Origin of the sequence: Stenotrophomonas mexicanensis (assembly GCF_032911605.1) — a bacterium.
Lineage (GTDB): Bacteria > Pseudomonadota > Gammaproteobacteria > Xanthomonadales > Xanthomonadaceae > Stenotrophomonas > Stenotrophomonas maltophilia_A.
The window spans coordinates 1-25,894 of the sequence record NZ_JAWJTG010000056.1; the positions used below are offsets into that span (position 1 = coordinate 1).

General features: G+C 66.8%; 22 protein-coding genes. 3 read left to right on the forward strand and 19 right to left on the reverse strand.

All coding sequences use genetic code 11. The features are described from left to right. Positions 1-458 precede the first annotated feature (458 nt). Together R1L06_RS18545 and R1L06_RS18550 are read left to right on the forward strand one after the other, a co-directional pair. The gene (locus R1L06_RS18545; RefSeq protein WP_125892809.1) at positions 459-3,536 is read left to right on the forward strand and encodes a TonB-dependent receptor; all 3,078 of its coding nucleotides are present in this window, start codon (positions 459-461) and stop codon (positions 3,534-3,536) included. Between the two features lie 200 nt (positions 3,537-3,736). Further along, positions 3,737-3,931 (forward strand): heavy-metal-associated domain-containing protein, encoded by a 195-nt coding sequence (locus tag R1L06_RS18550; RefSeq protein ID WP_021204511.1) that lies wholly within the window; start codon positions 3,737-3,739, stop codon positions 3,929-3,931. A gap of 82 nt (positions 3,932-4,013) precedes the next feature. On the opposite strand, the gene cueR is transcribed toward R1L06_RS18550, so the two are convergent. The 19 genes from cueR to hisS all read right to left on the reverse strand — a co-directional run bounded on the left by cueR (position 4,014) and on the right by hisS (position 24,942). After that, the gene (cueR, locus tag R1L06_RS18555; protein ID WP_006363367.1) at positions 4,014-4,469 is read right to left on the reverse strand and encodes a Cu(I)-responsive transcriptional regulator; all 456 of its coding nucleotides are present in this window, start codon (positions 4,467-4,469) and stop codon (positions 4,014-4,016) included. Between the two features lie 11 nt (positions 4,470-4,480). Continuing rightward, on the reverse strand, positions 4,481-6,982 hold the full coding sequence (locus R1L06_RS18560) for a heavy metal translocating P-type ATPase (protein ID WP_317218435.1): 2,502 nt from the start codon (positions 6,980-6,982) through the stop codon (positions 4,481-4,483). A gap of 128 nt (positions 6,983-7,110) precedes the next feature. Next, positions 7,111-10,068: a TonB-dependent receptor plug domain-containing protein gene (locus R1L06_RS18565; RefSeq protein WP_317218436.1), complete on the reverse strand. Its 2,958-nt coding sequence runs from the start codon at positions 10,066-10,068 to the stop codon at positions 7,111-7,113. A 403-nt stretch (positions 10,069-10,471) separates the two neighbouring features. Then, positions 10,472-11,203: a copper homeostasis protein CutC gene (locus R1L06_RS18570; RefSeq protein ID WP_317218437.1), complete on the reverse strand. Its 732-nt coding sequence runs from the start codon at positions 11,201-11,203 to the stop codon at positions 10,472-10,474. Continuing rightward, positions 11,200-12,198 (reverse strand): glycosylasparaginase, encoded by a 999-nt coding sequence (locus tag R1L06_RS18575; RefSeq protein WP_317218438.1) that lies wholly within the window; start codon positions 12,196-12,198, stop codon positions 11,200-11,202. Before R1L06_RS18575 ends, R1L06_RS18570 begins: the two co-directional genes overlap by 4 nt. Before the next feature lie 51 nt (positions 12,199-12,249). Beyond that, entirely contained in the window at positions 12,250-13,272 is a 1,023-nt protein-coding gene (locus R1L06_RS18580) for a glucokinase family protein (RefSeq protein WP_317218439.1), read from the reverse strand. Between the two features lie 84 nt (positions 13,273-13,356). Beyond that, positions 13,357-13,641 (reverse strand): hypothetical protein, encoded by a 285-nt coding sequence (locus R1L06_RS18585; protein ID WP_005409434.1) that lies wholly within the window; start codon positions 13,639-13,641, stop codon positions 13,357-13,359. Positions 13,642-13,676: 35 nt separating this feature from the next. Then, positions 13,677-15,266, reverse strand: a complete 1,590-nt coding sequence (locus R1L06_RS18590; protein ID WP_317218440.1) for a calcineurin-like phosphoesterase C-terminal domain-containing protein — start codon at positions 15,264-15,266, stop codon at positions 13,677-13,679. Between the two features lie 154 nt (positions 15,267-15,420). Next, entirely contained in the window at positions 15,421-16,041 is a 621-nt protein-coding gene (hisIE, locus tag R1L06_RS18595; protein ID WP_317218441.1) for a bifunctional phosphoribosyl-AMP cyclohydrolase/phosphoribosyl-ATP diphosphatase HisIE, read from the reverse strand. Beyond that, the gene (gene hisF, locus R1L06_RS18600) at positions 16,031-16,807 is read right to left on the reverse strand and encodes an imidazole glycerol phosphate synthase subunit HisF (protein ID WP_317218442.1); all 777 of its coding nucleotides are present in this window, start codon (positions 16,805-16,807) and stop codon (positions 16,031-16,033) included. The genes hisIE and hisF overlap by 11 nt, the downstream gene beginning before the upstream one ends. Continuing rightward, on the reverse strand, positions 16,801-17,535 hold the full coding sequence (gene hisA, locus R1L06_RS18605; RefSeq protein ID WP_317218443.1) for a 1-(5-phosphoribosyl)-5-[(5-phosphoribosylamino)methylideneamino]imidazole-4-carboxamide isomerase: 735 nt from the start codon (positions 17,533-17,535) through the stop codon (positions 16,801-16,803). The genes hisF and hisA overlap by 7 nt, the downstream gene beginning before the upstream one ends. After that, positions 17,532-18,134, reverse strand: coding sequence for an imidazole glycerol phosphate synthase subunit HisH (gene hisH, locus R1L06_RS18610; protein ID WP_317218444.1), 603 nt, complete (start codon positions 18,132-18,134; stop codon positions 17,532-17,534). Before hisH ends, hisA begins: the two co-directional genes overlap by 4 nt. Continuing rightward, positions 18,131-19,204, reverse strand: coding sequence for a bifunctional histidinol-phosphatase/imidazoleglycerol-phosphate dehydratase HisB (gene hisB, locus R1L06_RS18615; protein ID WP_317218445.1), 1,074 nt, complete (start codon positions 19,202-19,204; stop codon positions 18,131-18,133). The genes hisH and hisB overlap by 4 nt, the downstream gene beginning before the upstream one ends. After that, positions 19,201-20,295, reverse strand: coding sequence for a histidinol-phosphate transaminase (gene hisC, locus R1L06_RS18620; protein WP_317218446.1), 1,095 nt, complete (start codon positions 20,293-20,295; stop codon positions 19,201-19,203). Before hisC ends, hisB begins: the two co-directional genes overlap by 4 nt. After that, entirely contained in the window at positions 20,292-21,587 is a 1,296-nt protein-coding gene (hisD, locus tag R1L06_RS18625) for a histidinol dehydrogenase (RefSeq protein WP_317218447.1), read from the reverse strand. The genes hisC and hisD overlap by 4 nt, the downstream gene beginning before the upstream one ends. Further along, positions 21,584-22,495 (reverse strand): ATP phosphoribosyltransferase, encoded by a 912-nt coding sequence (gene hisG / locus R1L06_RS18630; RefSeq protein ID WP_164081162.1) that lies wholly within the window; start codon positions 22,493-22,495, stop codon positions 21,584-21,586. Before hisG ends, hisD begins: the two co-directional genes overlap by 4 nt. A 34-nt stretch (positions 22,496-22,529) precedes the next feature. After that, a complete protein-coding gene (locus tag R1L06_RS18635; protein ID WP_088025802.1) occupies positions 22,530-22,838 on the reverse strand; it encodes a YerC/YecD family TrpR-related protein in 309 nt (102 codons plus the stop codon). A 413-nt stretch (positions 22,839-23,251) separates the two neighbouring features. Continuing rightward, complete coding sequence (locus tag R1L06_RS18640) at positions 23,252-23,548, reverse strand: hypothetical protein (protein ID WP_317218448.1); 297 nt, start codon at positions 23,546-23,548, stop codon at positions 23,252-23,254. Continuing rightward, positions 23,545-24,942, reverse strand: a complete 1,398-nt coding sequence (gene hisS / locus R1L06_RS18645; RefSeq protein WP_317218449.1) for a histidine--tRNA ligase — start codon at positions 24,940-24,942, stop codon at positions 23,545-23,547. The genes R1L06_RS18640 and hisS overlap by 4 nt, the downstream gene beginning before the upstream one ends. Positions 24,943-25,069: 127 nt before the next feature. Between hisS and R1L06_RS18650 the strand changes: the two genes are divergently transcribed. After that, positions 25,070-25,822, forward strand: coding sequence for a Crp/Fnr family transcriptional regulator (locus tag R1L06_RS18650; RefSeq protein ID WP_032127414.1), 753 nt, complete (start codon positions 25,070-25,072; stop codon positions 25,820-25,822). The last annotated feature ends 72 nt before the right edge of the window (positions 25,823-25,894 follow it).

Consider the following 25,894-nt stretch of genomic DNA (forward strand, 5'->3'; position numbering starts at 1 on the left):
CGAGCCCCCATGGACGGGTTTACGGCGTGTCCTGCCAGCCCACACCGCCCCGCCAAACCAGCAGAAACCCAGAGCCGCTTCGGCTTCGGCTTCGGCTTCGGCTTTGGCTTTGGCGTCAAGCAGGTGCAGGGCGCAGCCCTGCCGCCCCACCCTCCCCTGCGCACGAAAACGATTTCACTGATTTCAGCAAACCGTCATGCCTTCGCCACGCCAGTACCATATTGCGGAGCAGCATGCGCCCGCGGGCGACCCATGCTAAAAAACGCCCGCCCATCGCTTAGATCGATCCAAGAACGACACTGCGATGGCCGGGAGTTGGGGGAGCAGCAACAGGACGTACCAGGCCACGCGCACGGTGCTACTGCCACTGCATGGCAATAGCGACAATGTCACTTCAAATTAGATCGATTCAAGTTGTCCGTGCCACGTCACCGGATCAATCCAGGAGAGAGGGAGAGATGGGAATGAAGCATTCAACACGTACGCATGGCCAGGACGCACTGGCGCTGGCCATCGCGCTGGCCTTGGCCGCCGCCGTCATTCCGGCTGGCGCCGCCGCGCAGCAGGCCGCTTCCACCGGCTCGCAGGAAGCCACCAACCTGGACAGCGTCCAGGTCACCGGCTACCGCTACGCCATTGAAAAGAGCCTTGAGCAGAAGCGCGACGCCAACGCCGTGGTCGAAGTGATCACCGCCGAAGACGTCGGCAAGTTCCCCGACAAGAACGTGGCCGACGCACTGCAGCGCGTGCCCGGCGTGGTCATCACTCGCAGTGGCGGCGAAGGCAAGAGCGTCAGCGTGCGTGGCCTGGCACCCGACCTGACCCTGACCCAGTTGAACGGCAACTACGTGGCCACGTCGGAAACCAACGACGAAGCCACCCGTTCGTTCAACTACACCCTGTTGCCGTCGAACATGCTGTCCAGCGCCGAGCTGTTCAAGTCGCCGGAAGCACGCATCGATGAAGGCGGAATCGGCGGCACGGTCATCCTGCACACCCGTCGCCCGCTGGACATGGAATCCAACTCGGGCTTCGTCACGCTCGAGGGCACCTCCTCCGATACCCACCACGATATCGACCCGCAGGCGTCGGCCCTGTATTCGTGGCACAGCAAGGACGAGCGTTTCGGCGTGCTGATCGGCGTGACGCAGCAGAAGCGCACCACCCGCACCATGGAAGCCAGCACCGAGGACTACCAGTGGTACGGCGCCGGCAAGGCGCGCGATGCCTATGGCAACGTGCAGGCGCAGGATGGCATCCACTACTGGTGGGGCAAGTCAGGCTTCAACAACCAGACCGGCGGCAACTACAGCGACTTCTTCATGCCGACCTCGGTCAACTTCGCGGTGAAGGAAGAGAAGCGCGAACGCAAGGGCGGCCAGCTGACCTTCCAGTTCAAGCCGGTCGACAACGTTACGATGACGGCCAACTACTTCCGCTTCGAGCTGCAGGGTGACTACACCCAGAACATGCTGAAGATTCCGGAATGGAGCATGGCCCGCTTCAACGGCGATGGAAACTGGGCGGGCGGCCGCCTGCTCAACGGCCTGGATTTCGATCCCAGCGGCAACACCGTTACCGGCGCCCAGTTCGAAAAGCTGGCTGGAAAGACCTACTACTGCAGCGAAGACCAGGCCAAGGCCGCTGGCCTCAAGCCCGGCGGCTGGGGCCCGGACGACTGCACGGTTCCAACGCCGCAGCTGACCGGTGGCTACAGCAAGGAAAAGGCACTCTCGCAGACCGCTGACCTGACCATCGACTGGGACATCAGCCCGCTGTGGAAGGCCTCGTTCACCGGTGGCCGCACCTGGTCCGAAGGTGGTCCGTCGATGAACTTCCGGATGTCGGCCAAGCCGCGCCGCAAGGTCGGCAACGATTACCTGTCGGGCAACCTGTACAGCGCCTGGGACCTGACCGGTACGCCGTCGGCCACCTTCTCGCCCGACCTGCAGCAGCAGCTGATGAACGGCATCGCCGAAGTCGACACCGGCTCGACCGATTCGTCGTGGAAGCGCACCGAGGTCAAGCAGAACTACTTCCAGGCTGACGTCACCAAGCTGTTCGAGTCCGGCTGGCTGGACTCGATCCAGTTCGGCGCCAAGTACCGTGACGGCAAGGTCCACCGCAATACCGGCAACACCTACTGGGTGTGCCCGGGCCGTGACCCGGCCGACTATGACAACAGCCGCTACCAGAGTGGCTGCGATCCGACTGCGGGCGACGCGCAGCCGGGCTTCTTCCTGTCCAATCCGATCAACAACATCGCGGGCGGCTTCAATGCCAACGTGTTCCCGGGCATCAACTACCCGGCCTACATCGATTACCTGAACAAGACCTACGGTGGTTCTCACAACCGCACCGAGGAAGACTTCGTCTACAACGTCAACGAGAAGATCTACTCGGGCTACTTCCAGGCCAACTTCCGCACCGAACGCGTGCGCGGCAATGTCGGCGTGCGCGTGGTGCGTACCAAGCAGTTCGCGCAGTCCTCCGACTCGATCGAGAAGTTCAACGACTACTTCCTGGACAACGCATCCGGCGCACCGATGGCGTGCACCGATCCGGCCGCTGCGGCCTACCCGACCTACAGCTGCGAGAGCGGCTTCGTGCGCCTGCCGCACGATCTGGCGCAGAGCAAGACCTACAGCCTGATCGGCGTGGATCGCACCTACACTGACGTACTGCCGAGTTTCAATATCGCCTGGGACATCACCGACACGCTGGTGCTGCGTGGTGCCGCATCGAAGGTGATCGCCCGCCCCGGCTACACCGACATCGCAGCACCGGGCGCACTGAGCTACTACAGCGAAGAGTACGTCAATGATCGCCGCGTTGCCGGTGGCGCATCGACCGCAGGCTGGGTCGGCCAGGGCAGCAACAAGCAACTGGAACCGTTCAAGGCCACCCAGTTCGACCTGGGCCTGGAGTGGTACTTCCAGCCGGGCGCGGTCGCCGGCGTCGGCCTGTTCCGCAAGAACGTGGACAACTTCACCCTGCCGGTGGTGCGCGACACGCCGATGGTCATCAACGGTGAAGCGGTGAACGTGCAGCGCTACGAGACCCAGGCCAATGGCCGCGATGGTGTCTCGCAGGGCGTCGAGCTGTATGGCCAGTACACCTTCGATTTCGGCTTCGGCGTGCAGGCCAACTACACCTACAACGACACCAACCTGGCTTCCATTGTTCTGGACGGGCAGGAAATCGGCTCCTCGCCGCTGGTCGGCAGCGCCAAGAACCAGGCCAACGTGACGGTGTTCTACGAGAACGAGAAGTTCCTCGCGCGCGCCTCGTTCAACCGTCGCGGCCAGGTTGTCGGTGGGCTCAACAATGGCCTCACCGTCTACACCGAGCCGTATGACCAGCTGGATCTGAACGTGGCCTACAACCTGACCCCGGACTGGACCCTGACCGCCTCGGTGATCAATGCCACCAAGTCCGAGCAGCGCGTGCACCTGGGCAGCGACACCAAGGCACGCCTGATCTCCAATACCTACGCAGGCCGCCAGCTGTACTTCGGCGCTACTTGGAAGTTCTAAGGCAACACCGGGTTGCCCGGGCCTGCCCCGGTGCAACCCACGCCCCGCCCTGGCGGGGACGTTCCTCCACGGCAGCCACGCTGGTACAGGTGGCTGCCGTTTTCATTGGTGCTTTGTCTTCGGTTCAGCCCTGCGCTTGACCCTGCCAATGTTGGAAGGTGCACACTGGCGCCACCCCAAGAGCACCGAAGGAGCTACAGATGGAATTCCACGTGGAAGGCATGACCTGCGGCGGCTGCGCACGCAGCGTGACCAAGGCGATCGAGCTGGTCGATCCGCAGGCCAGCGTGCAGGCAGATCCCGCCAGCCGTCGCGTGCAGGTACAGACCTCGGCCAGCGAAGCGCAGATCGTAGCGGCACTGACCGATGCTGGCTTCCCGCCGCGTACGGCCTGATCCCCTACCCTGCGCCTGCAACGAAAAACCCGCCCGGTGCAGCTGCACCGGGCGGGTTTTTTTCATGCATGCAACGCCCAGGTCAGTGCTTGTGCGCGCGGCGCCGTACTGCACCGGTCTTCGCGGTCTCCGGCGGTGCCAGGGTCTCTTCGTCTTCGCCCAGCCGCTGCAGGATCGGGCATTCCGGGCGCTCATCGCCCGCACAGCAGCTGATCAACGACTTCAGCGTGTCGGCCATCTGCCGCATGCTTTCGATACGCTGCTCCAGGTCGGCGATGTGCTGTTCGGCAAGATGCTTGACGTCGGCACTATGCCGCGAGGTGTCATTCCACAGACCCAGCAGGTCAGTGATCTCGGCGACCTGGAAGCCGAGATCGCGCGCGCGGCGAATGAAACGCAGGCGGTGGATGTCCGCCTGCGAGTACGCCCGGTAGCCGGACTCGGTGCGATCGGCCGCGGGAATCAGGCCGATCTGTTCGTAGTAGCGGATCATCTTCGCCGAAACGCTGGAGGCCTTGGCGGCTTCACCGATGTTCATGCGGTTCTCCTTCAGTGGCTCGCGGCGGGGGTATCCGCCATCGGCGCCTGGAAGCGGCGCAGGCGCAGCGCGTTGCCCAGCACGAACACGCTGGACAGCGCCATCGCACCGGCGGCGAACACCGGCGACAGCAGCACGCCCCATACCGGGTACAGCACGCCGGCAGCCACCGGAATCAGCGCGGTGTTGTAGGCGAAGGCCCAGAACAGGTTCTGCCGGATGTTGCCCAGCGTCGCCTTCGACAGCGCGATGGCATTCGGCACGCCCTGCAGGTTGCCCGACATCAGCACCACATCGGCCGACTCCACCGCGATATCGGTGCCGGTGCCGATGGCCAGGCCGACATCGGCCTCGGCCAGCGCCGGCGCATCGTTGATGCCGTCACCAACGAAGGCGACATGGCCGTGCGTGGCCTTCAAGCGACGCACCGCTTCGACCTTGCCTTCCGGCAGCACCTCGGCAACGACTTCATCGATACCCAGCTGGCGTGCGATCGCCTGCGCGGTGCCGGCATTGTCGCCGGTGATCATCGCCACCTTCAGGCCCAGCTGGTGCAGTGCCGCGATCGCGGCCGGCGTGCTCGGCTTGATCGGATCGGATACTGCGATGATCGCTGCCAGGCGTCCATCGATGGCCGCGTACAACGGCGACTTGCCCTGCGCGCCGAGTTCGGCCGCCAGCGCCGCAAATGCAGTGATGTCCACGCCCAGGTCGCGCATGAAGCGATCAGCACCGACCTCCACACGCGCACCCTCCACGCTGGCGCGTACACCCATACCGGTGACCGATTCGAAGTCGACCATGGCCGGCAATGCGATGCCCTGCTCGGTGGCTGCATCGACAATGGCGCGGGCGATCGGATGCTCCGAACGTGATTCCACGGTGGCGACGGCGGCCAGCACTGTGGCGCGATCAAAGCCGTCGGCGATCTCCAGGTCGGTCAGGCGCGGGCGGCCTTCGGTCAGCGTGCCGGTCTTGTCCACCGCCACCACCTGCGCGTCCTTCAGCAACTGCAGTGCTTCACCCTTGCGGAACAGCACGCCCATCTCGGCGCCACGACCGGTTCCGACCATGATCGACGTCGGCGTAGCCAGGCCCATCGCGCAGGGGCAGGCAATGATCAGCACCGCCACCGCATTGACCAGCGCGAAGCTCAGCGCCGGCGATGGGCCGAAGATCAACCAGACCGCGAAGGTCGCCAGTGCGGCCAGCATCACCGCCGGCACGAACCACAGGGTGACCTTGTCGACCACCGCCTGGATCGGCAGCTTCGAGCCCTGTGCCTGTTCGACCATGCGAATGATCTGCGCCAGCATGGTCTGCGCACCCACCGCCGTGGCACGCACGGTCAATGCACCTTTCTGGTTGACCGTGCCGCCGACCACGCTGCTGCCCGGCTGCTTCTCGACCGGAATCGGTTCGCCACTGATCATCGACTCGTCGATGTAGCTGCGCCCCTCGATCACCTCGCCATCGACCGGCACGCGCTCGCCCGGGCGCACTTCCACCACATCGCCGCTCAGAACCTCGTTGACCGGGATCTCGGTCGTGCGGCCGTCACGGATCACATGCGCGACCTTGGCCTGCAGGTTGACCAGGCGCTTGATCGCCTCCGAGGTACGGCCCTTCGCGCGCGCCTCAAGGAAGCGGCCGAGCAGGATCAGCGCGACGATCACCGCCGCTGCTTCGTAGTAGACGTTCACCGTGCCCGGCGGCAGCAACCGCGGTGCAAAGGTCGCCACCACCGAGTAACCGAACGCTGCGGCGGTACCCACCGCCACCAGCGAGTTCATGTCCGGCGCCAGCCGCAGCAGTGCCGGGAAACCCTTCTGGTAGAAACGGCGGCCGGGAATGGCCAGCACCAGCAGGGTCAGTACGAACTGCAGGTACCAGCTGGTCTGCATGCCGATGGTGGCCATCACCCATTCGTGCATGCCGGGAATCAGGTGCGACCCCATTTCCAGCACGAACACCGGAAGTGCAAGTGCGGTGGCCACGATCAGGTCGCGCTTCAGTTCGGCGCGCTCGGCATCCTTCTTTTCCGCCGCTTCGTCATCGGACTGAACGCCCGCTTCGATGGCATGGGCGGCATAACCGACCTTGTCGATGGCCGCTACCAGCGCATCCACAGCGGCCACGCCGCGCACCGTGGCGCGTTCGGTGGCCAGGTTGACGCTGGCCTGGCTGACGCCCGGTACCGCCAGCAGCGCGCGCTCGACGCGGCCGACGCAGGAGGCACAGGTCATGCCTTCCACTGCCAGCTCGATGGTGCCGGCCGGCACGTCATAACCCACCCGCTCCACCGCCTGGATCAGCGCGGCGCGATCGACCGGACCGGACGCGCGGATATCCGCACGTTCGGTGGCCAGATTGACCGAAACACTGCCGACGCCCTCGACCTTGGACAGCGCCGCTTCGACACGACCGACGCAGCTGGCGCAGGTCATGCCCTCGATGGGCAGGCTGATGGTGGACGGGCTTGCGGGGACTGCAGTGGCGCGGGGCGTGCTCATGATCGGATTCCCGGGGTTCCTTCTGGATGCGGACAGGCTAAACCTTGCCATCGTGGGAAGGTCAAATCCAGCCACCCCGTCCAGCCGGTAGCGCCGGGCCATGCCCGGCGTACCGCCCGCCGTCCACCTCAGAAGGTGAACACGTACTCCAGCGCGAACTCGCGGCCAACCGCGCCGAGCAGGCGGGTCGGGGCGAAATCGTAGTCCAGCTTGTACGGGTCCTTGTGGTTCCAGCTGGCCGAGTTGAACGCGTTGTTGACGTAGACATTGACCTTGGCGCGTTCGGTCACCTGGTAGCCCACGTTGAAGTTCCAGGTGATGAACGGCCCGACCCGCCCGTAGTAGCGCGCTGTCTGCTGGCCGGCATTGGGATTCGGATTCGGCGAGCCGTCCGGACGCGTGGCCGGCTCCAGGCAGTTGAGCGACGGGCTGTCGCTGGGCACGTAACCATCGGCGAACGGCAGGCAGCCGCCAGGATTGTTCAGGCGATCGGTGCCCCAGTGGTAGCGCACGCCCGGCACCGAACCGATGCGATCGGCATAGACGTTGGCATTCCAGTTGCCACGCTGCCAGGCCAGGCTAGCGCGCAGCTTGCTGCGCAGGTCACGGTCACGACGCTCCGGGTTCGGATCGTTGGCGTAACGCTGTTCCTTGGTCGAGATCTGATTAGTGTAGTTCAGGCCGAGCTGGAAGCTGCCCCACTGCGCGGTTTCCAGGCGGTAGCGCGCGGTCAGGTCGATGCCGCGCACTTCGCGGCTGGCCAGGTTGAACGGGCCACGTTCAATCGATACCAGGCGACCGTTGCTGTCACGGTTCACGCGGGCCAGGATGCCGGCGCAGTACTCGCCACCGGCCGGATTGGCCCACGGCGTACCGTCCATGTTCTTGCCGGTCAGGCAGCCCGCTTCGCTGGCCAGCACCTCGTCGGCGCCAACGTCGACGATCATGTCTTCCAGCTTGATTGCCCAGTAGTCGGCACTGACCGACAGATTGGGCATCACATCCCAGACGAAACCGACCGTCCACGAATCACCGGTCTCCGAGCGCAGCAGCGGCGTGCCACGCCGGTTCACGTCGAACGTGTACCAGACATCGGTATTGCCCACGCCACAGTTGTTGACCAGGTACGCGCCGCTCTGGATGCAGCGCAGGCGGTCATAGGTCTGCACTTCGGAGCTGCTGGGCTGGCCCAGCAGGTAGTGCATGTCCGGCGCATGGAAGCTGGTGGCATAGGAGCCACGCACCAGCAGCGACTCCACCGGGCGCCATTCCAGGCCGACATTCCAGGTGGTCTCCTTCTGGCTGCCGATGTCCAGCGCTTCGCCGCTGTTGTCAGCCTTGTAGCTGCCATAGCGGTCATAGCGCGCGGCCGCAGTGGCGGTCACGCTTTCCAGCAGCGGGATCTTGAACTCGACGCCGGCCGAATAGCGGGTACGCTCGCCGCCACCGCGATCGACGTTCTGCAGGTCGAAATCGTTGCCGGCGCGCGGATCCGGACTGAGGTGATAGCCCTGCTGCGCGACTTCGGCCACCGCCGCGAACGAGATCGGGCCGGCCCAGCCCTGGAACAGCTCGCCGGTGATGTCCGCCGAAGCCTGATTGACCCATGAGGACGCACGGTTCTTCGCCACGGTGCCCATCTGCCAGTATTGATCCGGCGTCAGCGGGTTCCACCAGCGCGATTCGTTCAACGCATAGATCGCCTCGCCGTCGGCGGTAGTGCCCAGCTTCGGGCCTAGGAAATAGTCGTACGACTTCTGCTTGTCGACCACGTTCTGCCGCTCTTCAACGCGGTAGTAGGAACGCCCCACCGTGGCGCTCCAGTCGAAGCGATCGGCCAGGCGACCACGCAGGCCCGCACTCCAGTCCCAGGACAGTTCGCGGTTGGTGTTACGCAGCGTATCCAGGCCGCCCACCTCGTTCGGGGTGAACTGGCGCACGCCGAGGATCGGGCGGTTGCGGTTGGCATCCCAGTAGTAGCCGTTGTCATCGTCGATCAGCGACACGCCGGGCGGATTGGTGCCCCAGATCGCTTCGGAGCGGTACACCGCCAGGTTGGTCCAGGCCTGCAGGTCATTGCTGAAATCGAAGGTGGCATACAGGTTGCCGGACACGTTCTCGGCACCGCCGGTGAGCAGCCAGTTGGCGTAGTCGGCGCTCATGCCGCACAGGCGGCCGGTGTTGCTGATGGTGTTGGCGGCGTAGTTGTAAACCAGGCGATCGGCGGTGTAGTACTCGCCATCGAACTTCTCGCAGGTGCCGGTGGGCGGCGCCAGGCGCTGGCCGGTGGTGGGATCGATCAGCGCCAGGCCGGCGGTGGGACGGAAGCCGACCTTGCGTTGTTCCATGTTCCAGGACGGGTACGGCGCATCGTCGGCATCGTCCATCTGCGGACGGTCACGTCCGAACAGCGGATCGCGCTTGGTGTACTGCAGCGCGTAGGTCACGCTCCAGTTGTCGCCGGTCTTGCCGCCGGCCCAGGACAGATCCCAGGTATCGCGACCTCCTTCGGTGGAGGTGCCGCCGCGCACGCGCACTTCGTCGCCGTCGTAATTCGTCTTCAGGATGACGTTGACCACGCCGGCGATCGCATCCGAGCCATAGATGGCCGAGGCGCCACCGGTCAGCACTTCGATGCGCTCCACCGCGGCAGCGGGAATGTTGCCGTAGTTGGAGAAGTTGGTTTCGCCACCGTAGGGCAGCGGGTAGTCCGCTACGCGACGCCCGTTGACCAGCAGCAGCGAACGGTTCGGGCCCATCCCGCGCAGGTTCAGGCCGCTGGCATTGGGCGTGTGCGAACCCCACTGCGAGGCCGCCTCGACGGTACCGGTGGCTTCAGTGAGCGTCTTCAGTGCGTCGTAAACGCTGACGAAGCCTTCCTTCTGGATCTGTGCGGCGGTGATCACGTTGACCGGCGCTGGGCCTTCAACGCTGGCGCGCTTGATGCGCGAACCGGTGACGGTGACCGCGTCGAGATCCTTGGTGGACGAACTGGCGGCCTCCTGCGCGCTGGCCGCCAGGGGCAACAGGGCCAGGACCAAGGCCTGGGACAGCAGGTGGCGACGCTTGCGGACGATCTGAGCCATGGGTGGTTGCTCTTCGAAAGTGTGGACGCACGGACGGGTGGTGGCGCGGCACTACGGCTGATCCGGGCACCTGGATCGGTTCAAGACCGTCCCGACACCCTCCCCTGTGGATCGATCCAAACTAAAGCACAGCTGAACCACGCCCGGCATGCGGCGACGCAGCAACACGTGGCGTAATGCCGTTATCGGCTGCAGGTATCCAAAACAATCAACGGGTTGCGAAACATCGCTGAGAAGACGGAGCACACGTCAATGACACGATCGCGACAATCGTGCGCGGAACTATTTTGTCCGTGGCGGGCCGGCGTACGGGGTCGGATCCCCTCACGGAGGGGCTCTGACCCGACTGCATCCAGATGGGGTCAGAGCCCTTCTGCGAAAGGATCCGACCCGGGGCTTGCGATCAGGCGTCCAGCGCCTGCCGCAGCGCGGCTACGGTGGCGGTGGCGGTCTGGCTCCAGTCCGGGTCCAGCCCTCGCAAAGCCGGGTTCTGGAACTGCATCGCCGAGCGGCGCAGGCCCTTGGCCGAGGCGTGCAGTTCGGTGCAGCCGGTCTGCCTTGCCACGGTAGCGATGTTGCCCGGTGCCAATCCGGCACCAGCCATCACCGTAATGCGGCCTGCTGCCTGGGTAACGAGGCCTGCCAGCACATCGGCAGCCGCCTCGGCACTGACCTGACCGCCCGAGGTCAGCACGCGCTGGCAACCCAGCCCGATCACCTGCTCCAGCGCCGCCGGCAGATCGCGGGCGGCATCGAAGGCACGGTGGAAGGTCACCTGCAACGGCCCGGCAGCCTGCACCAGCTCGCGGCACAGCGCCACGTCGATCCCGCCCTGTACATCCAGCGCGCCGATCACCACGCCATCGCAGCCCAGTGCGCGGCACTGCGCGATGTCACGCAGCATCAGTTCGGCTTCCAGCCCGTCGTAGTGGAAGTCGCCCGGGCGCGGCCGCACCAGCACGAACAGCGGAATCGACAGGCGTTCGCGGGCAATCGCAATGCTGGCGAACGACGGTGTGGTGCCGCCTTCGGCCAGGTTGTCGAACAGCTCGATGCGGTCGGCACCGCCGGCCTGCGCGGCCAGCGCCGATGCCAGCGAATTGCTGGCGATCTCCAGGGTGAGCCGCGTGCTCACGTCTGGGTGCTCGTGTAGATCGATGGCGAGTCGCGCAGGTCATCCTGGCGCTGCCCATCGCAGACCGCGTAGACAAAGCCGCGATGCAGCGCGTAAGCGCCGACCTCGCCCTGCTTGTTCATGGCCAGAAAGCAGACCTGCAGTGTCTTGCTCGCTTCCGGGCGCTTGCGCACCACGCGGTCGATCGCTTCGCGGCAGGCCTGCGCCGGCGAGCGCCCCTGGCGCATCAGCTCGACCACCAGGAACGAGGCGGCGTTGCGGATCATCTCTTCACCCACGCCCGAAGCAGTGGCCGCGCCCACGTCGTTGTCGACGTACAGGCCGGCACCGATGATCGGACTGTCGCCAACGCGACCGTGCAGTTTCCACGCCATGCCGCTGGTGGTGCAGGCACCGGCCAGATGGCCATTGGCATCCAGTGCCAGCATGCCGATGGTGTCGTGGTTGTCGCTGTTGCCGGGAATGCCACGGCGCTCGGCATTGATCTGCGGCTGGTACTTCTCGGTCTTCAGCCACTCGCGCCAGGCCGCTTCGGCCTGCGGCGTCAGCAGGTGCTTGCGCTCGAAACCCTGCTGCACCGCGAACTGCTGCGCGCCCTCGCCCACCAGCAGCACGTGCGGGCTGTTCTCCATCACTTTGCGCGCCACCGACACCGGATGCAGGATGTCGACCAGCGCCGCCACCGCACCACAACGGCCATCGCCATCCATGATGCTCGCATCCAGGCTCAGCACGCCGTCGCGATCCGGGTTGCCGCAATGGCCGACGGTGGGGTTGCACAGCTCGCTCTCGGCCCAGCGTGCGCCTGCTTCCACCGCATCCAGTGCACTACCGCCGCCTGCCAGCACCTTCCATGCAGCCTGGTTGGCTGGCACGCCGAAATCCCATGTGGAAACCACCTTGGCCCCACCCTGCGTGCGCGCCTGCACGCCCGGCAATGCCGCCATGCCTGCGGCCAGCGCACCGGCCTGCAGTAACTGCCTGCGATCCACCATCGTCCCCTCCCAGTCTGCAATGCAGGGCCGGCCCGATGCCGGCCCTGCCGATCAGTCGTGCGTGGGCTGCCGTGCGGCGTGCCAGACCGCTGCACCGAGCACGCCCAGCTGGCCATGCTCCACGCGCCACACCGGCACCTGGCGCAGCACCTCGGTCAGCACGCCCTTGTTGAGGAAGCGCTCACGGAAGCGGCCATCGGCCAGGAAATCCTGCACATGCGCGGAAATGCCCCCGGCCAGGTACACCGAGCGCGCGCCGACGGCGATCGCCGCGTCGCCGGCCAGACTGCCCAGCCAGGCACAGAAGACCTGCAGCGTTTCCACCGCCAGTGCATCCTCGCCGCTGCGCGCCGCGCCGATCAGCGCTTCGGTGCTGGTCCACACCGGGGTGGCACCGCGCAGCTCGCACAGGCACGGGTACAGGTTCATCAGGCCACTACCGGACAGCACGCGCTCGTTGTCCACGTGCGGCCAGCGCTGCAGCAGCTTCCCCAGCACCTGCAACTCCAGTGTGTTGCCGGCGCCGAGCGCGGCATGACCGATCTCGCTGGCCAGCACCGGGCGCTCGCCATCGGCGAAACGCAGCGCGGCGCCCAGGCCGGTACCGGCACCCAGCACCAGCGCCGGGAAGGCCTGCGCCGGATCGGCGTCGCCGTTCAGCGGCACCAGGGTTTCGGGCTGCAGGTACGGGATGGCCAGCGCCACCGCTTCGAAATCATTGATCAGCTGCAGTTCGCGCAGGCCGGACTGTTCGCGCGTGGTCGACAGCGAGACTGTCCACGGCAGGTTGGCATTGATCAGCACATCGCCATCGAGCAGGCCGGCGATGGCCACCACCGCGGTCTGCACCGGCTGGCCGAGGCCACTGGTGAAATCGGCCAGGATCGCGGCCAGGCTGGGGTGCTCGGCGCAGGCATAGGTGCGATGGCTGCCCAGCCGCGGCGCCTGGCCGGGTTGGGTCTCAGCCAAGGCCAGGCGGGCGAAGGTGCCGCCGACATCGGCAACGACCAGATGGCGCGGAAGACCGCCGCGGGCGGAGTCGGAGGAAACCGGGGACGCTGCTGCGATGGTCACGCTGGCCTGCTTGGATCGATTGAATCGCCCCGATTCTCAGGCATCGGGGCGGCTTTGCCTAGCGCGCCGATGGTTCAGGTTGGTCTACATGCCTTCCTGTTCGGCCACCTGCACGCCATCCACCAGCACGCGCAGGCGCTGCGGGCGGAAGCCGGCGAACAACAGCGGCCGGGTGCGCTCGACCAGCACTTCGTGGCCGGCGATGTGACGCAGCCACGACTGTACCAGCGAGAACGAGAAGTGGGTGCCCGGATGCAGCGGGTGCTGCACCCAGACCTTCTCGGTGGCGCTCTGCAGCAGCATCGCGCCGGTGAACCAGTGGCGGCTGAGGGTCACCGGCGTGGTGCCGGCCATGAAGCGGATATCCATGCGGGGTCCTTTCGCTGGAGCGCTGGTGCGCGGTGTCAGGGCTGGGCAGTCTGCAGGCTGTAGCTGGTGGTGGCGGTGAACACTGCACCATCAGGCTGGGTGGAGCGTACTTCGACCTTGTGGCTGCCTGTTGCCAGGTCGGTCGGCAGCGCGCCCCGCCACAGGTGCGGCGACGCAGTGGCCTCCGGCGAACGGTCGTAGCCGCGCAGGCTGTTGGCCAGATCATCGGCCACGTTCTCCACCATCAGGCGCGGATCGGGCTGGCTGACCTGCTTCATCGGCTGCCAGGCGCCGCCATCGACGCGGTACTCGACCACGCTGGCGTCCTCACCCATGTAGACGTTGGCGTAGACACCCCACGCCGGATAGGCGCCCTGGCGCAGTACCTTCGGCGCATGCAGGCCGATCTGCTCGCTGGCCGGCTTGCCGGCCACGCGGTACTGCAGGCGATAGCTGCCGTTGCCGGCCACGTCGAGCAATGCATAGCCCTTCGGCGTGCCGTCGCTCATGGTGCTGTCCGGCACGCCGGCGGTATTCTTGACGCCCGACCAGAACGCACCACAGTTGGCACCGACGTTGTATTCGTGCAGCGGCTTGTCACCGTTCCAGCCCTCGGCCTTGCCGTGGTAGACGTGCTGCTGGGTGTGGCTGTGGCCGCTGAGCACCAGCACGTTGCGGAAGTCCTTCAGCAGGTCGAACAGGCGCTGGCGGTCGGCGTGACGGAAGGTCTCGCGCCCCGGCGCCGCGTCGAACAGCGGGATGTGCATGCCCAGCAGCAGCAGGCGGTCCTTGTGCAGGCCCTTCAGGTAGCTGGCGAGGAAAGCGAACTGGTCTTCGCGCAGGCCGCCGATGTATTTCGGCTTGGCCTTGGGGTCGTAGACCACGTCGTCCAGGAACACGAAGCTGGCGCCACCCTCTTCCACCGCGTAGGTGTCCGGGCCGTAGATGTTGCGCCAGCTGTCCAGCGAGTGTTCGTCGCTGGCCGCATCGAAGTCGAGATCGTGGTTGCCCGGCACGTGGAACCACGGCACGCCAAGCGCGGTGGTGACCTTGTTGATCGCCGGGTACAGGGTCAGGTCGTCGTTGACGATGTCACCCAGGGTGGTGCCCATGCGCGCCCTGGTCTGGCCAACCAGCGGCGCCACGATCGACTGCTGGTAGTAGCCGATGTCCTTCAGGCTGGCGGTCTGCGAATCGGTGAACACCAGCATCTGGAAACCACGGCGGCTGTCATGGCGATCCGACTGCAGGGCGAAATCCCAGTTGCGGGTGACGTCGCTGGTCGCCGCGATGCCACCGTACTTCAGTGTCGGTGAACCGTTCGGGCGGTAGTGGCGCCAGAACGAAGGCAGGCCATCGGTGGCCTTCGGGAATGCGTAGGCATCAGGCTTGATCACGAACACGGTCTGGCCGTCACGCACCGGCAGGCTGTAGCTGCCGTCGGCGGCCGTCTTGACGATGGTCTCGCCGTTGGAAACCTGCACCCCGGCCAGACCCGGATCGGTCGCACCGCGCCCGGGCCTGCCGTCGCGCTCCAGATAGACCTTGCCGCTGACCACGGTGTCCGCGGCCCAGGCCGGCGAGGTCAGCAACAGGCAGCACAGCCAGGCGGCAGGCAGTTTCATGGGCGGTCCGGGAAAGAAAGACCGCCTATTGTAGATTCCGTTGATGACATCGCGCACGCTGTGGCGCATTGCCGGTAGTGCCGGCCGCTGGCCGGCAACCAGCCGATGCCCGACGATCATGAGGTTGCCGGCCAGCGGCCGGCACTACCGCTGTTCAACGATGGCGCTTTTCCAGCACCGCCCGCGCATCATCCAGCGACAACCCGCGCGCGCGCAGCAGCACCAGCAGGTGATACAGCAGGTCCGAGGCCTCGCCCAGCAACGCCTCGTCATCCTGCGCCACCGCCGCCAAGGCGGTCTCCACGCCCTCCTCGCCCACCTTCTGCGCGATGCGGCGGATGCCGCCCTCGAACAGGCTGGTGGTGTAGCTGCCCGGCGGGCGCTGCGCCTCACGCATCGCCACCAGCTGGCCCAGCCCACCCAGGAAGTCCTTCGGTGCCCCGTCGAAACAGCTCTCCGCGCCGGTGTGGCAGGTTGGCCCGGCCGGGCGTGCAATCACCAGCAGGGTGTCGGCATCACAGTCGACGCTGATCGACTGCACCACCAGCACGTTGCCGGACTGCTCGCCCTTGGTCCACAACCGCTGCTTGCTGCGGCTGAAGAAGGTCATGTGACCGATGGCCAGCGTGGCCGCCAGCGAATCGGCACTGACATAGCCCAGCATCAGCACCTGCAGGGTGTCGGCATCCTGCACCACCGCCGGCAGCAGGCCGTCGCCCTTGCCCCAGTCCAGCGCCTGCAGCGCATCCAGTGACGGCTTCACTTCAATAGACATCCCGCACCTCGATCTGCTGTCCGCGCAGGTAGCGCTTCAATTCCGGAATGGCGATGGCGCCGCTGTGAAACACGCTGGCCGCCAACGCGCCGTCGACGTCGGCCTGGTCGAAGGCCTCGGCAAAGTGCTCCATCGCACCGGCACCGCCGGAGGCGATCAGCGGCACCTGGCACAGGGCCCGCGCCTGCTGCAGCTGCACGACATCGTAGCCACGGCGTACGCCATCGCTGTCCATGCAGTTCAGCACGATCTCGCCAGCGCCACGTCGTTGTGCTTCGACGATCCAGTCCAGGGTCCGCAGCGGTACCGCCTGGGTCTTGTCCGGGTCGCCGCTGAAGCGGCGCACCCGCCACTGGCCATCCGCCTCGCGAACCGAGTCGACACCGACCACCACGCATTGCACGCCAAACTCGTCTGCCAACTCGCTGATCAGCTCCGGGCGGCCCAGCGCCGGCGAGTTGATCGACACCTTGTCGGCACCGGCGAACAGCACGCGGCGCGCGGTTTCCACGCTGTCGATGCCACCGGCCACGCAGAACGGAATATCGATCAACCGCGCGATGCGCTCGATCCACGCAACGTCGACTGAACGCGCCTCGGGGCTGGCGCCGATGTCATAGAACACCAGCTCGTCCGCCCCCTGGTCGCGATAGCGCTGCGCCAACTCGGCGATGTCGCCCATGTCGACGTGGTCGCGGAAGCGCACACCCTTGACCACGCGGCCATCACGCACGTCCAGGCACGGAATGATGCGACGGCTCAACATGCCAGCGCCTCCGCCAGGTCCATTCGCTGCTCCAGCAGTGCCTTGCCGAGGATCGCGCCACCGCAGCCGGCGGCACGCGCCTCGGCCACATCGGCCACGTCACGGATGCCACCGGAGGCCTGCACCGCCACGCCCGGCAGCAGCGCCGACAGGTGCTGGTAGAGGCTGATGTTGGGCCCAGCCAGCATGCCGTCGCGGGCAATGTCGGTGCACAACAGGTGGCGCATACCCGCACGCGCATAGCGCCGGGCCAGATCATCCAGGGTCACGTCGGCGTTCTCGGTCCAGCCATGCACCGGCAATTGCCATTGGCCCTGCGCGTCCTGACGAGCATCCAGCGCGATGGTGATGCGCTCGGCACCGAACTCCTCCAGCCAGCCGACCACTTCATCCGGACGACGCACCGCCAGTGAGCCGACCACCACACGGCCAGCGCCGGCATCGAGGATGCGCGCCACATCGTCGCGGCCGCGCACGCCGCCACCGGTCTGCACCTGCAGCGTGGTCTGCGCGCGGATCGACGACAGCAGCGGTGCCAGCGTGTAGCCCCCGGCGCGAGCGGCGTCCAGGTCGACCAGGTGCATCCACTGCGCGCCCTGCGCGGCAAAGGCCTGTGCGCGCGGCAGCGGATCGTCGCCATAGGAGGTTTCCTGCGCGTAGTCGCCCTGGCGCAGCCGCACCACGCGGCCATCGCGGATATCCAGCGCGGGGTAGACGATGAAACTCATGCAGCAGTGCCCTCGAGGAAGTTGCGCAGCATCAGCGAGCCGGTCTCGCCGGAGCGCTCGGGATGGAACTGTGCGCCGTAGTAACGCCCCTGCTCCACCACGGCAGTGAACAGGCCACCGTGGTCGCAGGCAGCAACAGTGTGGGTATTGAGTGGCGCCGCATAGCTGTGCACGAAGTAGGCGCTGGCGCGCTCCGGCACGCCTTGCAGCAGCAGCGATTCGCGCAGCGGGAGCAGGCGGTTCCAGCCCATGTGCGGCACACGGATGCCACAGGCCGGTACCAGCTTGCGCACCACGCCCGGAATCAATCCCAGTGTCTCGACGCCGGCCTCCTCGGACCGCTCGAACAGCAGCTGCATGCCGAGGCAGATGCCCATCAGCGGCACCTCCAGTCGCTGCAGCGGTTCCACCAGGCCCTGCGCATGCAGGCGCTGCATGCCGGGACCAGCGGCGCCGACGCCGGGCAGGATCACCCGCTGCGCGCCGACCAGACTGTCGGCGTCGCGCACCAGCCGCACCGTCGCGCCCAGGCGCTCCAATGCGTAGCGCACCGAGCCCAGGTTGGCACCGCCGGCGTCGATCAGCGCAACGTCGCTCACAGCGCCCCCTTGGTGCTCGGCAGTGCCCTGCCCTGGCGGGCCAATGCCGGGCGCAGCGCGCGCGCCAGTGCCTTGAAGCAGGCCTCGACCTTGTGGTGGTCGTTGTCGCCGCGCACCTGCAGGTTGAGGTTCAGGCCGCTGGCGTCGCACAGCGAACGGAAGAAGTGCGGCACCAGCTCGGTCGGCATATCGCCCACGCGCTCACGCTTGAACTCGCCCTCGAACACGAAATAGGGGCGGCCGCTGAAATCCAGCGCAGCGCTGGCCAGGGTCTCGTCCATCGGCAGGGTGAAGCCGTAGCGGCCGATGCCGCGCTTGTCGCCCAGCGCCTCGCGCAGGGCCTGACCCAGCGCCAGCCCGGTGTCCTCGATGGTGTGGTGCTCGTCGATGTGCAGGTCGCCCTCGGCCTGGATGTCCAGCGCGAACCCGCCGTGCTTGCCGATCTGTTCCAGCATGTGGTCGAAGAACGGCAGTCCGGTGGAAATGTGCGCATCACCGGCACGGTCCAGATCCAGTTCAACGCGGATCTTCGTCTCCTTGGTGTTGCGCTGGACCACCGCGGTGCGTGGCGCGTCGGCCAGTGCGTGGGCGATGCCCGGCCAGTCCCACTCGCCACCGAACTGTTCGGTGCGCAGCTGGAAGCCACGGATGTTGAGGTTGTCGGCGAACTGCAGGTCGGTGATGCGGTCACCAACCATGCCCGAGCGCGCCCAGTCGATGCTGCGGTCCTGCAGGTAGCCTGTCATCAAGCCGATGCCCGGCTTGCGGGTCGGCGCCTTGTCCTGCGGCCAGCTGGAGTCGATCAGCACGTCACGGAAGGTGATGCCCTGGCTTTCGAAGATCTGCAGCATCAGGTCGTTGGGGCCATCGAAGCTGGCGCGCGGGTAGCTGTCGCTGCCGAGGCCATCCTGATTGGTGACGATCACGAACTGGTAGCCGGCATCGCGCAGCTTAAGCAGCGCCGGGATCACCTGCGGCACGAAGCGCAGCTTCTCGTAGGCGTCGATCTGGAAATCGGACGGCTCCTCGATGAGGGTGCCGTCGCGGTCGATGAACAGGATTGGTGTCATGCTGCGGCCCTCCGCGCCGACAGGGCCGCAAGCACGCGGTCATTCTCTTCGGGGCTGCCGATACTGATGCGCAGTGCATCACCCAGCTGCGGCGCGGCGCGCTGGTCGCGCACCACCACACCGGCATCCAGCAAGGTATCGAACGCTGCCTGCGCATCAGCGAAGCGGACCAGCAGGTAGTTGCCGGACGAGCGGTACACGCGACGAACGCCAGGCAGGCCCGGCAGCGCAGCGAAAAGGCGTTCGCGCTCGGCGATGACCGTGGCCACGCGCTCGGCGGTACGTGCCAGTGCGGCCGGCTGCAGCGCCTGCACGGCCAGCTTGGCGCACGGGGTCGGCACCGGGTACGGCGCCTGGCAGCGGCGCAGCACGGCAATCAGCTCCGGAGCAGCGATCAGGCTGCCAATGCGCGCGGCCGCAAGTGCGTGCGCCTTCGACAGCGTGCGCAGCACCGCCAGGTTGGCGTGCGCGGTCAGCAACGTGGTCGCCGACGAGCGCTGCGCGTATTCGACATAGGCCTCGTCCACCACCACCAGCGCCTGCCCACGCAGAGCAGTGGCCACGCGCTCGATCTCGTCCAGGGCGATGTCACTGCCGGCCGGGTTGGACGGTGCGCACAGGAACACCAGCTTGGCGTTGCGCGACTTTGCCGTATCGATCACAGCATCCAGATCGGCACGCAGGCCGTATTCGGTATCCACCAGGGGCACTTCAATCAGTGCGGCGCCCTGCAGGCGCGCGCAGACCGCGTACATGCCAAACACCGGCGGCGTGACCAGCACGCCATCGCGGCCCGGCACGCACAGGGCACGCACCAGCAGATCAATGGCTTCGTCGCTGCCACGGCCGATCAGCAGCTGCGGCGGCGTCACGCCGTACAGCGCCGCCAGGCCCTCGCGCAACGCCAGCGGCTGCGGTTCCGGATAGCGCCGGCTGTTGCCCGCCGCATCAGCCGGATTGGCCCAGGCCGACTCGTTGGCGTTCAACCAGACCTCGCCCTGCACCGCCGCGCTGCGCGCCGAACTGTAGCCGGCAAAGGCCTGCAGATCGGGGCGCACCAGCGCCAGCACATCATCGATATCCGCGTTCATGCCGCCGCCTCCATGCGAAGCGCAACCGCACGCTCATGCGCATCCAGGCCTTCGGCGCTGGCGATGATGCGTGCGCAACCGCCGATTGCCGCCAACCCTGCAGCGCTGGCGCTCTGCACGCTGATCAGGTTCTGGAAGCTGGCCACGCTGACACCGCTGTAGGCGCGCGCGGCACCCGCAGTGGGCAGCACGTGATTGGTGCCGCTGCAGTAGTCGCCCAGCGCTTCGGGGGTGTAATCGCCCAGAAACACCGAGCCGGCCGCCTGCACCTGGCCCAGCCAGTCGCGCGGTTCGCGCAAGGCCAGGATCAGGTGTTCGGGCGCATAGCGGTTGCTGATCGCGAAGGCCTCGTCCAGCGAATCGACCTGGATCAGCCGCGACGCCGACAACGCCTGTCGCGCGATCTGCTGGCGCGGCAGCAGGGCCACCTGGCGCTCCACCTCTGCCTCGACCGCCGCCAGCATCGCGGCGTCGTCGGTCAGCAGCAGTACCTGCGAATCCGGACCGTGCTCGGCCTGCGACAGCAGGTCGGCGGCGACGAACGCCGGATTGGCGCCGGCATCGGCGATCACCAGTACTTCGGAGGGACCAGCCGGCATGTCGATAGCAGCCGCGCCATCCTGTGCGACCTGCTGCTTGGCTTCGGTGACGAAGCTGTTGCCGGGCCCGAACAGCTTGTCGCAGGCCGGAATGCTGGCCGTGCCATAGGCCATCGCGGCGATCGCCTGCGCGCCGCCCAGCTTGAACACGCGCTGCACGCCGGTCAGGCGGGCGGCTACCAGCACTGCCGGATCGGCGCTGCCGTCGGCGCGCGGCGGCGTGCACAGCACCACCTGCGGGCAACCGGCCAACTGCGCCGGAACGCCCAGCATCAATGCGGTGGACGGCAACGGCGCGCTGCCAGCCGGTACGTACAGGCCCACCCGGCCGATCGGACGCAGCATGCGTTCGCAGACCACGCCCGGCGCGGTTTCCACCGCATACCCCGTACCCATGCCGGCGGCGTGGAAACGGCCGATGCGTTCGGCGGCGTCCACCATGGCCTGGCGCAGTTCGGCCGGGACGGCGGCTTCGGCCGCAGCGAATTCGGCTTCGGACACTTCAAACGAGGCCAGCTCGACACCATCGAAGCGCGCGGTGATCGCACGCAGCCCATCGTCGCCCTGTGCACGCACCTGCGCGATCAGCGCGGCCACGGCATCGCGGGTCTGCTGCGCCACGGTCTGCACCGGGCGGGTCAATGCCGCGCTGCGCGCGGCCTCATCAAGTCGGGACCAGATCAGACGGTTCATGCCAGCGACCGCTCCACGCTCAGTACCATCAGGCCCTGCGCACCCGCGCGCTCGAGTTCCTCCATGCGCTGCCAGCTCAGCGGGCCGGGGCACATGGTCTGCAGGCGCAGCGCACCGCCATCGGCCGGCAACCGCACCAACGGCTCGGCATCGGCCAGCAGCTGCGCCAGCGCGTCGACGCGGTCCTCGCTGGCACGGAACATCAGCAGCTTGCGGTCCTGGCGCTGAACCACGCCGTCGAGGCGGCGCAGCAGCATCGCGCGCAGCGATGCACGTGCATCATCCGGCGCGCGCACCGCGCCGGCCAGCACCGCCTCGCTGTCGAGCAGGTTGTGCACCGGGGTCAGCTGATTGGCGCGCAGGGTGGCGCCGCTGGAGACCAGATCGCAGATCAGGTCGGCGGTGCCCAGGCGCGGGGCGATTTCCACCGAACCGGACAGCTCGACCACCTGTGCGTCCACGCCCTGATCGGCCAGCCACTGCTTGAGGATGGCCGGGTAGCTGGTGGCGATGCGGGTGCCGGCCAGCTGCGCCGGACCCTGCCACTGCCATTCCTCGGGCACCGCCAGCATCAGCCGGCACTGGCCGAAGCCCAGCCCGCGCAATGCCTGGTAGGCATCCGGCAGACCGATCTGGCGCCGCGCGGCGGCCTGTTCGTCCAGCTCGTTGCGGCCGACGATGCCGAGATCGCAGACGCCGTCGGCGATCAGGCCGGGGATGTCGTCGTCGCGCACCAGCAGCAGGTCCACCGGCAGCGATTCGCCGTAGCAGAACAGCTTGTCGCGGCTCTCGCGCCAGCTCAGGCCGCAGGCGCTGAGCAGGTTGCGCGCGGGTTCGGCCAGTCGGCCACTCTTCTGGATGGCGATACGCAACCGGTCTCGTGCCGGCGCTGCCTGGGTTGCACTCATGGGGGATGTCTCGAAGTTCGGAACGGGGCGCGGATCAGCGCGAGGCAAGGCGGTCGATCGCGGCGGCATAGCCTCGATGGCCATGCTCAAGCGTGCGTGCCACCCGTCCGGTGGTGGTCACGCTGACGCCGGTGCGCTCGTGAATCTCGCGGTACGGCACGCCCTGCTGCAGCAGCGGCACCACCTTCCAGCGGTCAGCCATGGCTTCCAGCTCGGCCGGGGTGCACAGATCACGCAGGAAGGCTTCGACCTGTTCCGGCTCGCGCAGGGCGGCAAAGGCTTGGGCCAGGGCTTCCAGGTCGGCCTTCGGGTCTTTGGCGGCAATCTCGGGGCGGGCTTTCACGGGGTCATATCCATGCATCAATGTAATAGCGCGTTAGTACATTAACGCATTCTTGCGCAGTGCGTCAAATCGAGGATTGAGGGGACGGCAGGGCTGCTGCCCTGCACCCGCAGAGGCAAGAGCCAGAGCAACAGCAAAAGCCGGTTTCCTGAGCGTTGGCGGGCAGGGTCCGGTGGCAGGGGACGCCGTAAACCCGTCCATGGGGGCTTGGTCGCGGCATCCATGCCGCTCACACCCCTGCCACCAGCCCCACCCCGCCTTCGACAGTTTCCCGCGATCTTTCAGAACGGCGTGGGTCGGATCGAAACCGGCTTTTGTAGAGTCGAGCCATGCTCGACTGCTGTTCGCCCTAGAACGCAGAACGCCCACCAAAAGGCGGGCGTTCTTCTTTCAAATCAACAACCTGGCCCGACTCAGGGGTGGCAGCGCACTTCCGCCTGCAGCGCCCCGCGCCGCAGGCATTCGCCGAACAGGCTGCCCTGCCGGCTCGGCAGGGACTGGATGTTCTGCAACGCCCCTGCGCCCGCCGGGCACTTCCGCAAAGCCAAGGCCTGCAGGTCAGCCTCAAGCTGCGCACGGTCGATGACGTGGCAGCGGTCAACCTGCAACCGATACTGTGCCGGGCCCGTCCGGGCACTGCGCAGCACCGGATCACTCTGGCAGCCCGCCAGCAGGAGCACGGTGAGTACCCCTGCGGCGGCCGGCTTCACACCATTGCCTTGGACTGCTCCAGCTCCACCAGCAGGGTGCTGGCCAGCTCGTCGCGCGACACTTCGAACTGCTGCTCGCGCAGCAGGTCCTTCACCGCCACCACGCCACGCGCCAGCTCGTCTTCACCGGCCAGCACCACGAAGCGGATGCCGGCCTTGGCCGCGTACTGGAACTGCTTGCCGATCTTCTTCGGCTCCATCTGCACTTCGGTGTTGATGCCACCGGCACGCAGGCGGCGCGCGATGTCCAGCGACTGCGGCATGCCCTGCTCGTCCATCAGCGCCACCAGCGCCTGTACGCTGCTGGCTTCGATGCCGTCGATCAGGCCGGCCTCGCGCAGCTGCCAGAACAGGCGCGACAGACCGATGGAAATGCCGACGCCCGGCAGCCTGGATTTGCTGTAGTGGCTGGCCAGGTCTTCGTAGCGGCCGCCCGAGCAGATCGAGCCAATCTGCGGGTGATCGGTCAGCGTGGTCTCGTAGACGGTGCCGGTGTAGTAGTCCAGGCCGCGGGCGATGGAGAAATTCAGGCAGTACGCGGTTTCCGGCACGCCCAGCGCCTGCACCAGCTGCAACACTTCGCGCAGTTCCGCCACGCCAGTACGCAGGACCTCCGAAGAACCCGCATCGGCTTCCAGCGTGGCCAGCTGCGCCAGTGCATCGGTATGGCCCTGCGAACGCACGGCGACGAACGCCAGGATCTTCTCGACCTGTTCTGCCGGGATGTTGAAGCCCTCGCCCACCAACGTCTCGCGCACGTAGTCGGCGCCGCGCTTGTCCAGCTTGTCCACTTCGCGCAGCACCGCCAGCTGGCGCTCACCCTCGGCCACGCCCAGGCTTTCAAAGAAGCCGCGCATCAGCTTGCGGTTGTTCAGCTGGATGCTGAAGTCACCGATGCGCAATTCCGAGAACACCGCATGGATGACCGCCAGCACTTCGGCGTCGTAACGCACGCTCAGGCTGTCCTTGCCGATCACATCGATGTCGCACTGGTAGAACTCGCGGAACCGGCCGCGCTGGGCGCGCTCGCCGCGGTAGACGCGCTGCATCTGGTAGCGGCGGAACGGGAAGGTCAGTTCGTGTTCGTGCTCGGCCACGTAGCGTGCCAGCGGCACGGTCAGGTCGAAGCGCAGCGCCATTTCCGGCAGCGAGCGATCGCCCGACTCGGCCGCGTTCGCCAGCGCGCCGGTGGACTGCACGAAGTACACCTGGCGCTCGGTCTCGCCACCGGACTTGGTCAGCAGCACGTCGGACAGCTCGAACACCGGCGTCTCCACCGGCAGGAACCCGAAGCGCTCGTAGTTGCGGCGGATGACGTCCAGCATGCGCTGGAACGCAATCTGCTCGCGCGGCAGCAGTTCAAAGGTGCCGGGCGGGGTACGGGGCTTGATCACGGGCGGAACTCCTGCTGGAACGGGACGTGGGAGGGGGCGACATTCTAGCGCCCCCGCCACGGGCAGGGTCGAACGGCCGCTTGAAGTATCATAAGGCCCTCCCCGCCCGCGATACGCCCCCCGCAACATGTCACGGCCTTCCGGCGCTCCGCCCGCCACCAACGATCCCGCCTCGCCGTCCTGCACCACGCTGGACTGCCTGCACTGCTCGGTTCGCCACCTTGCGGTGTGCTCGGCGCTGTCGCCCGATGAAGTGCAGGCGCTGGAGCAGGTCACCGTCTCGCAGCAGGTCAGCATGGGCAGCACGCTGGCCCGCACCGGTGAAGAGCGCGACCATGTCTATACATTGACCGGCGGCGCACTGCGGCTGGTGCGCACCCTGGCCGACGGCCGCCGCCAGATCAACGGCTTCGTGCTGCCCGGCGACTACCTGGGCCTGAGCGGCAGCGACCACCATCGCTACGACATCGAGGCCATCGCCGACAGCCGCGTCTGCCGCGTCGCGCTGCCACAGATGAAGGCACTGCGCAGCCGTTTCCCGCACCTGGAGCGCAAGCTGCTACAGCGTGCCTGCCAGGAACTGGATGCCGCGCAGGACGCCGCGCTGGCACTGGCGCGCCTGCAGCCGGCCGAGAAGCTGGCCGATTTCCTGCTGCGCCTGGCCGCGCGCGAGGCCAAGCTGGGCGGCGACGGCCTGCGCGTATCGCTGCCGATGGGCCGCGGCGATATCGCCGACCATCTGGGCCTGACCATGGAAACGGTCAGCCGTACCTTCACCAAGCTGCGCCAGCAGGGGTTGATCGCCCTGCCCCACCTGAACGTGGTGGAGATCCTCGACGAGGATGGGCTGCGTACGCTGGCCGGTGAAGGGTTGATCTGACCGCATCGCGGTTCATGGGGTTGCCGGCCAGCGGCCGGCACTACCAGATAACGCAGCACGGGTAGTGCCTGT

Bases quoted from the DNA above. Each gene is read 5' to 3' on its own strand.
- R1L06_RS18650 (WP_032127414.1), top strand. From the start codon at position 25,070: ATGTCACGGCCTTCCGGCGCTCCGCCCGCCACCAACGATCCCGCCTCG.
- hisC (WP_317218446.1), bottom strand. From the start codon at position 20,295: ATGAACGCGGATATCGATGATGTGCTGGCGCTGGTGCGCCCCGATCTG.
- R1L06_RS18545 (WP_125892809.1), top strand. From the start codon at position 459: ATGGGAATGAAGCATTCAACACGTACGCATGGCCAGGACGCACTGGCG.
- R1L06_RS18560 (WP_317218435.1), bottom strand. From the start codon at position 6,982: ATGAGCACGCCCCGCGCCACTGCAGTCCCCGCAAGCCCGTCCACCATC.
- R1L06_RS18590 (WP_317218440.1), bottom strand. From the start codon at position 15,266: ATGAAACTGCCTGCCGCCTGGCTGTGCTGCCTGTTGCTGACCTCGCCG.
- hisA (WP_317218443.1), bottom strand. From the start codon at position 17,535: ATGAGTTTCATCGTCTACCCCGCGCTGGATATCCGCGATGGCCGCGTG.
- hisB (WP_317218445.1), bottom strand. From the start codon at position 19,204: ATGACACCAATCCTGTTCATCGACCGCGACGGCACCCTCATCGAGGAG.
- R1L06_RS18550 (WP_021204511.1), top strand. From the start codon at position 3,737: ATGGAATTCCACGTGGAAGGCATGACCTGCGGCGGCTGCGCACGCAGC.
- R1L06_RS18585 (WP_005409434.1), bottom strand. From the start codon at position 13,641: ATGGATATCCGCTTCATGGCCGGCACCACGCCGGTGACCCTCAGCCGC.
- R1L06_RS18575 (WP_317218438.1), bottom strand. From the start codon at position 12,198: ATGGTGGATCGCAGGCAGTTACTGCAGGCCGGTGCGCTGGCCGCAGGC.
- hisG (WP_164081162.1), bottom strand. From the start codon at position 22,495: ATGAGTGCAACCCAGGCAGCGCCGGCACGAGACCGGTTGCGTATCGCC.
- cueR (WP_006363367.1), bottom strand. From the start codon at position 4,469: ATGAACATCGGTGAAGCCGCCAAGGCCTCCAGCGTTTCGGCGAAGATG.
- hisIE (WP_317218441.1), bottom strand. From the start codon at position 16,041: ATGTCTATTGAAGTGAAGCCGTCACTGGATGCGCTGCAGGCGCTGGAC.
- R1L06_RS18565 (WP_317218436.1), bottom strand. From the start codon at position 10,068: ATGGCTCAGATCGTCCGCAAGCGTCGCCACCTGCTGTCCCAGGCCTTG.
- hisF (WP_317218442.1), bottom strand. From the start codon at position 16,807: ATGTTGAGCCGTCGCATCATTCCGTGCCTGGACGTGCGTGATGGCCGC.
- hisD (WP_317218447.1), bottom strand. From the start codon at position 21,587: ATGAACCGTCTGATCTGGTCCCGACTTGATGAGGCCGCGCGCAGCGCG.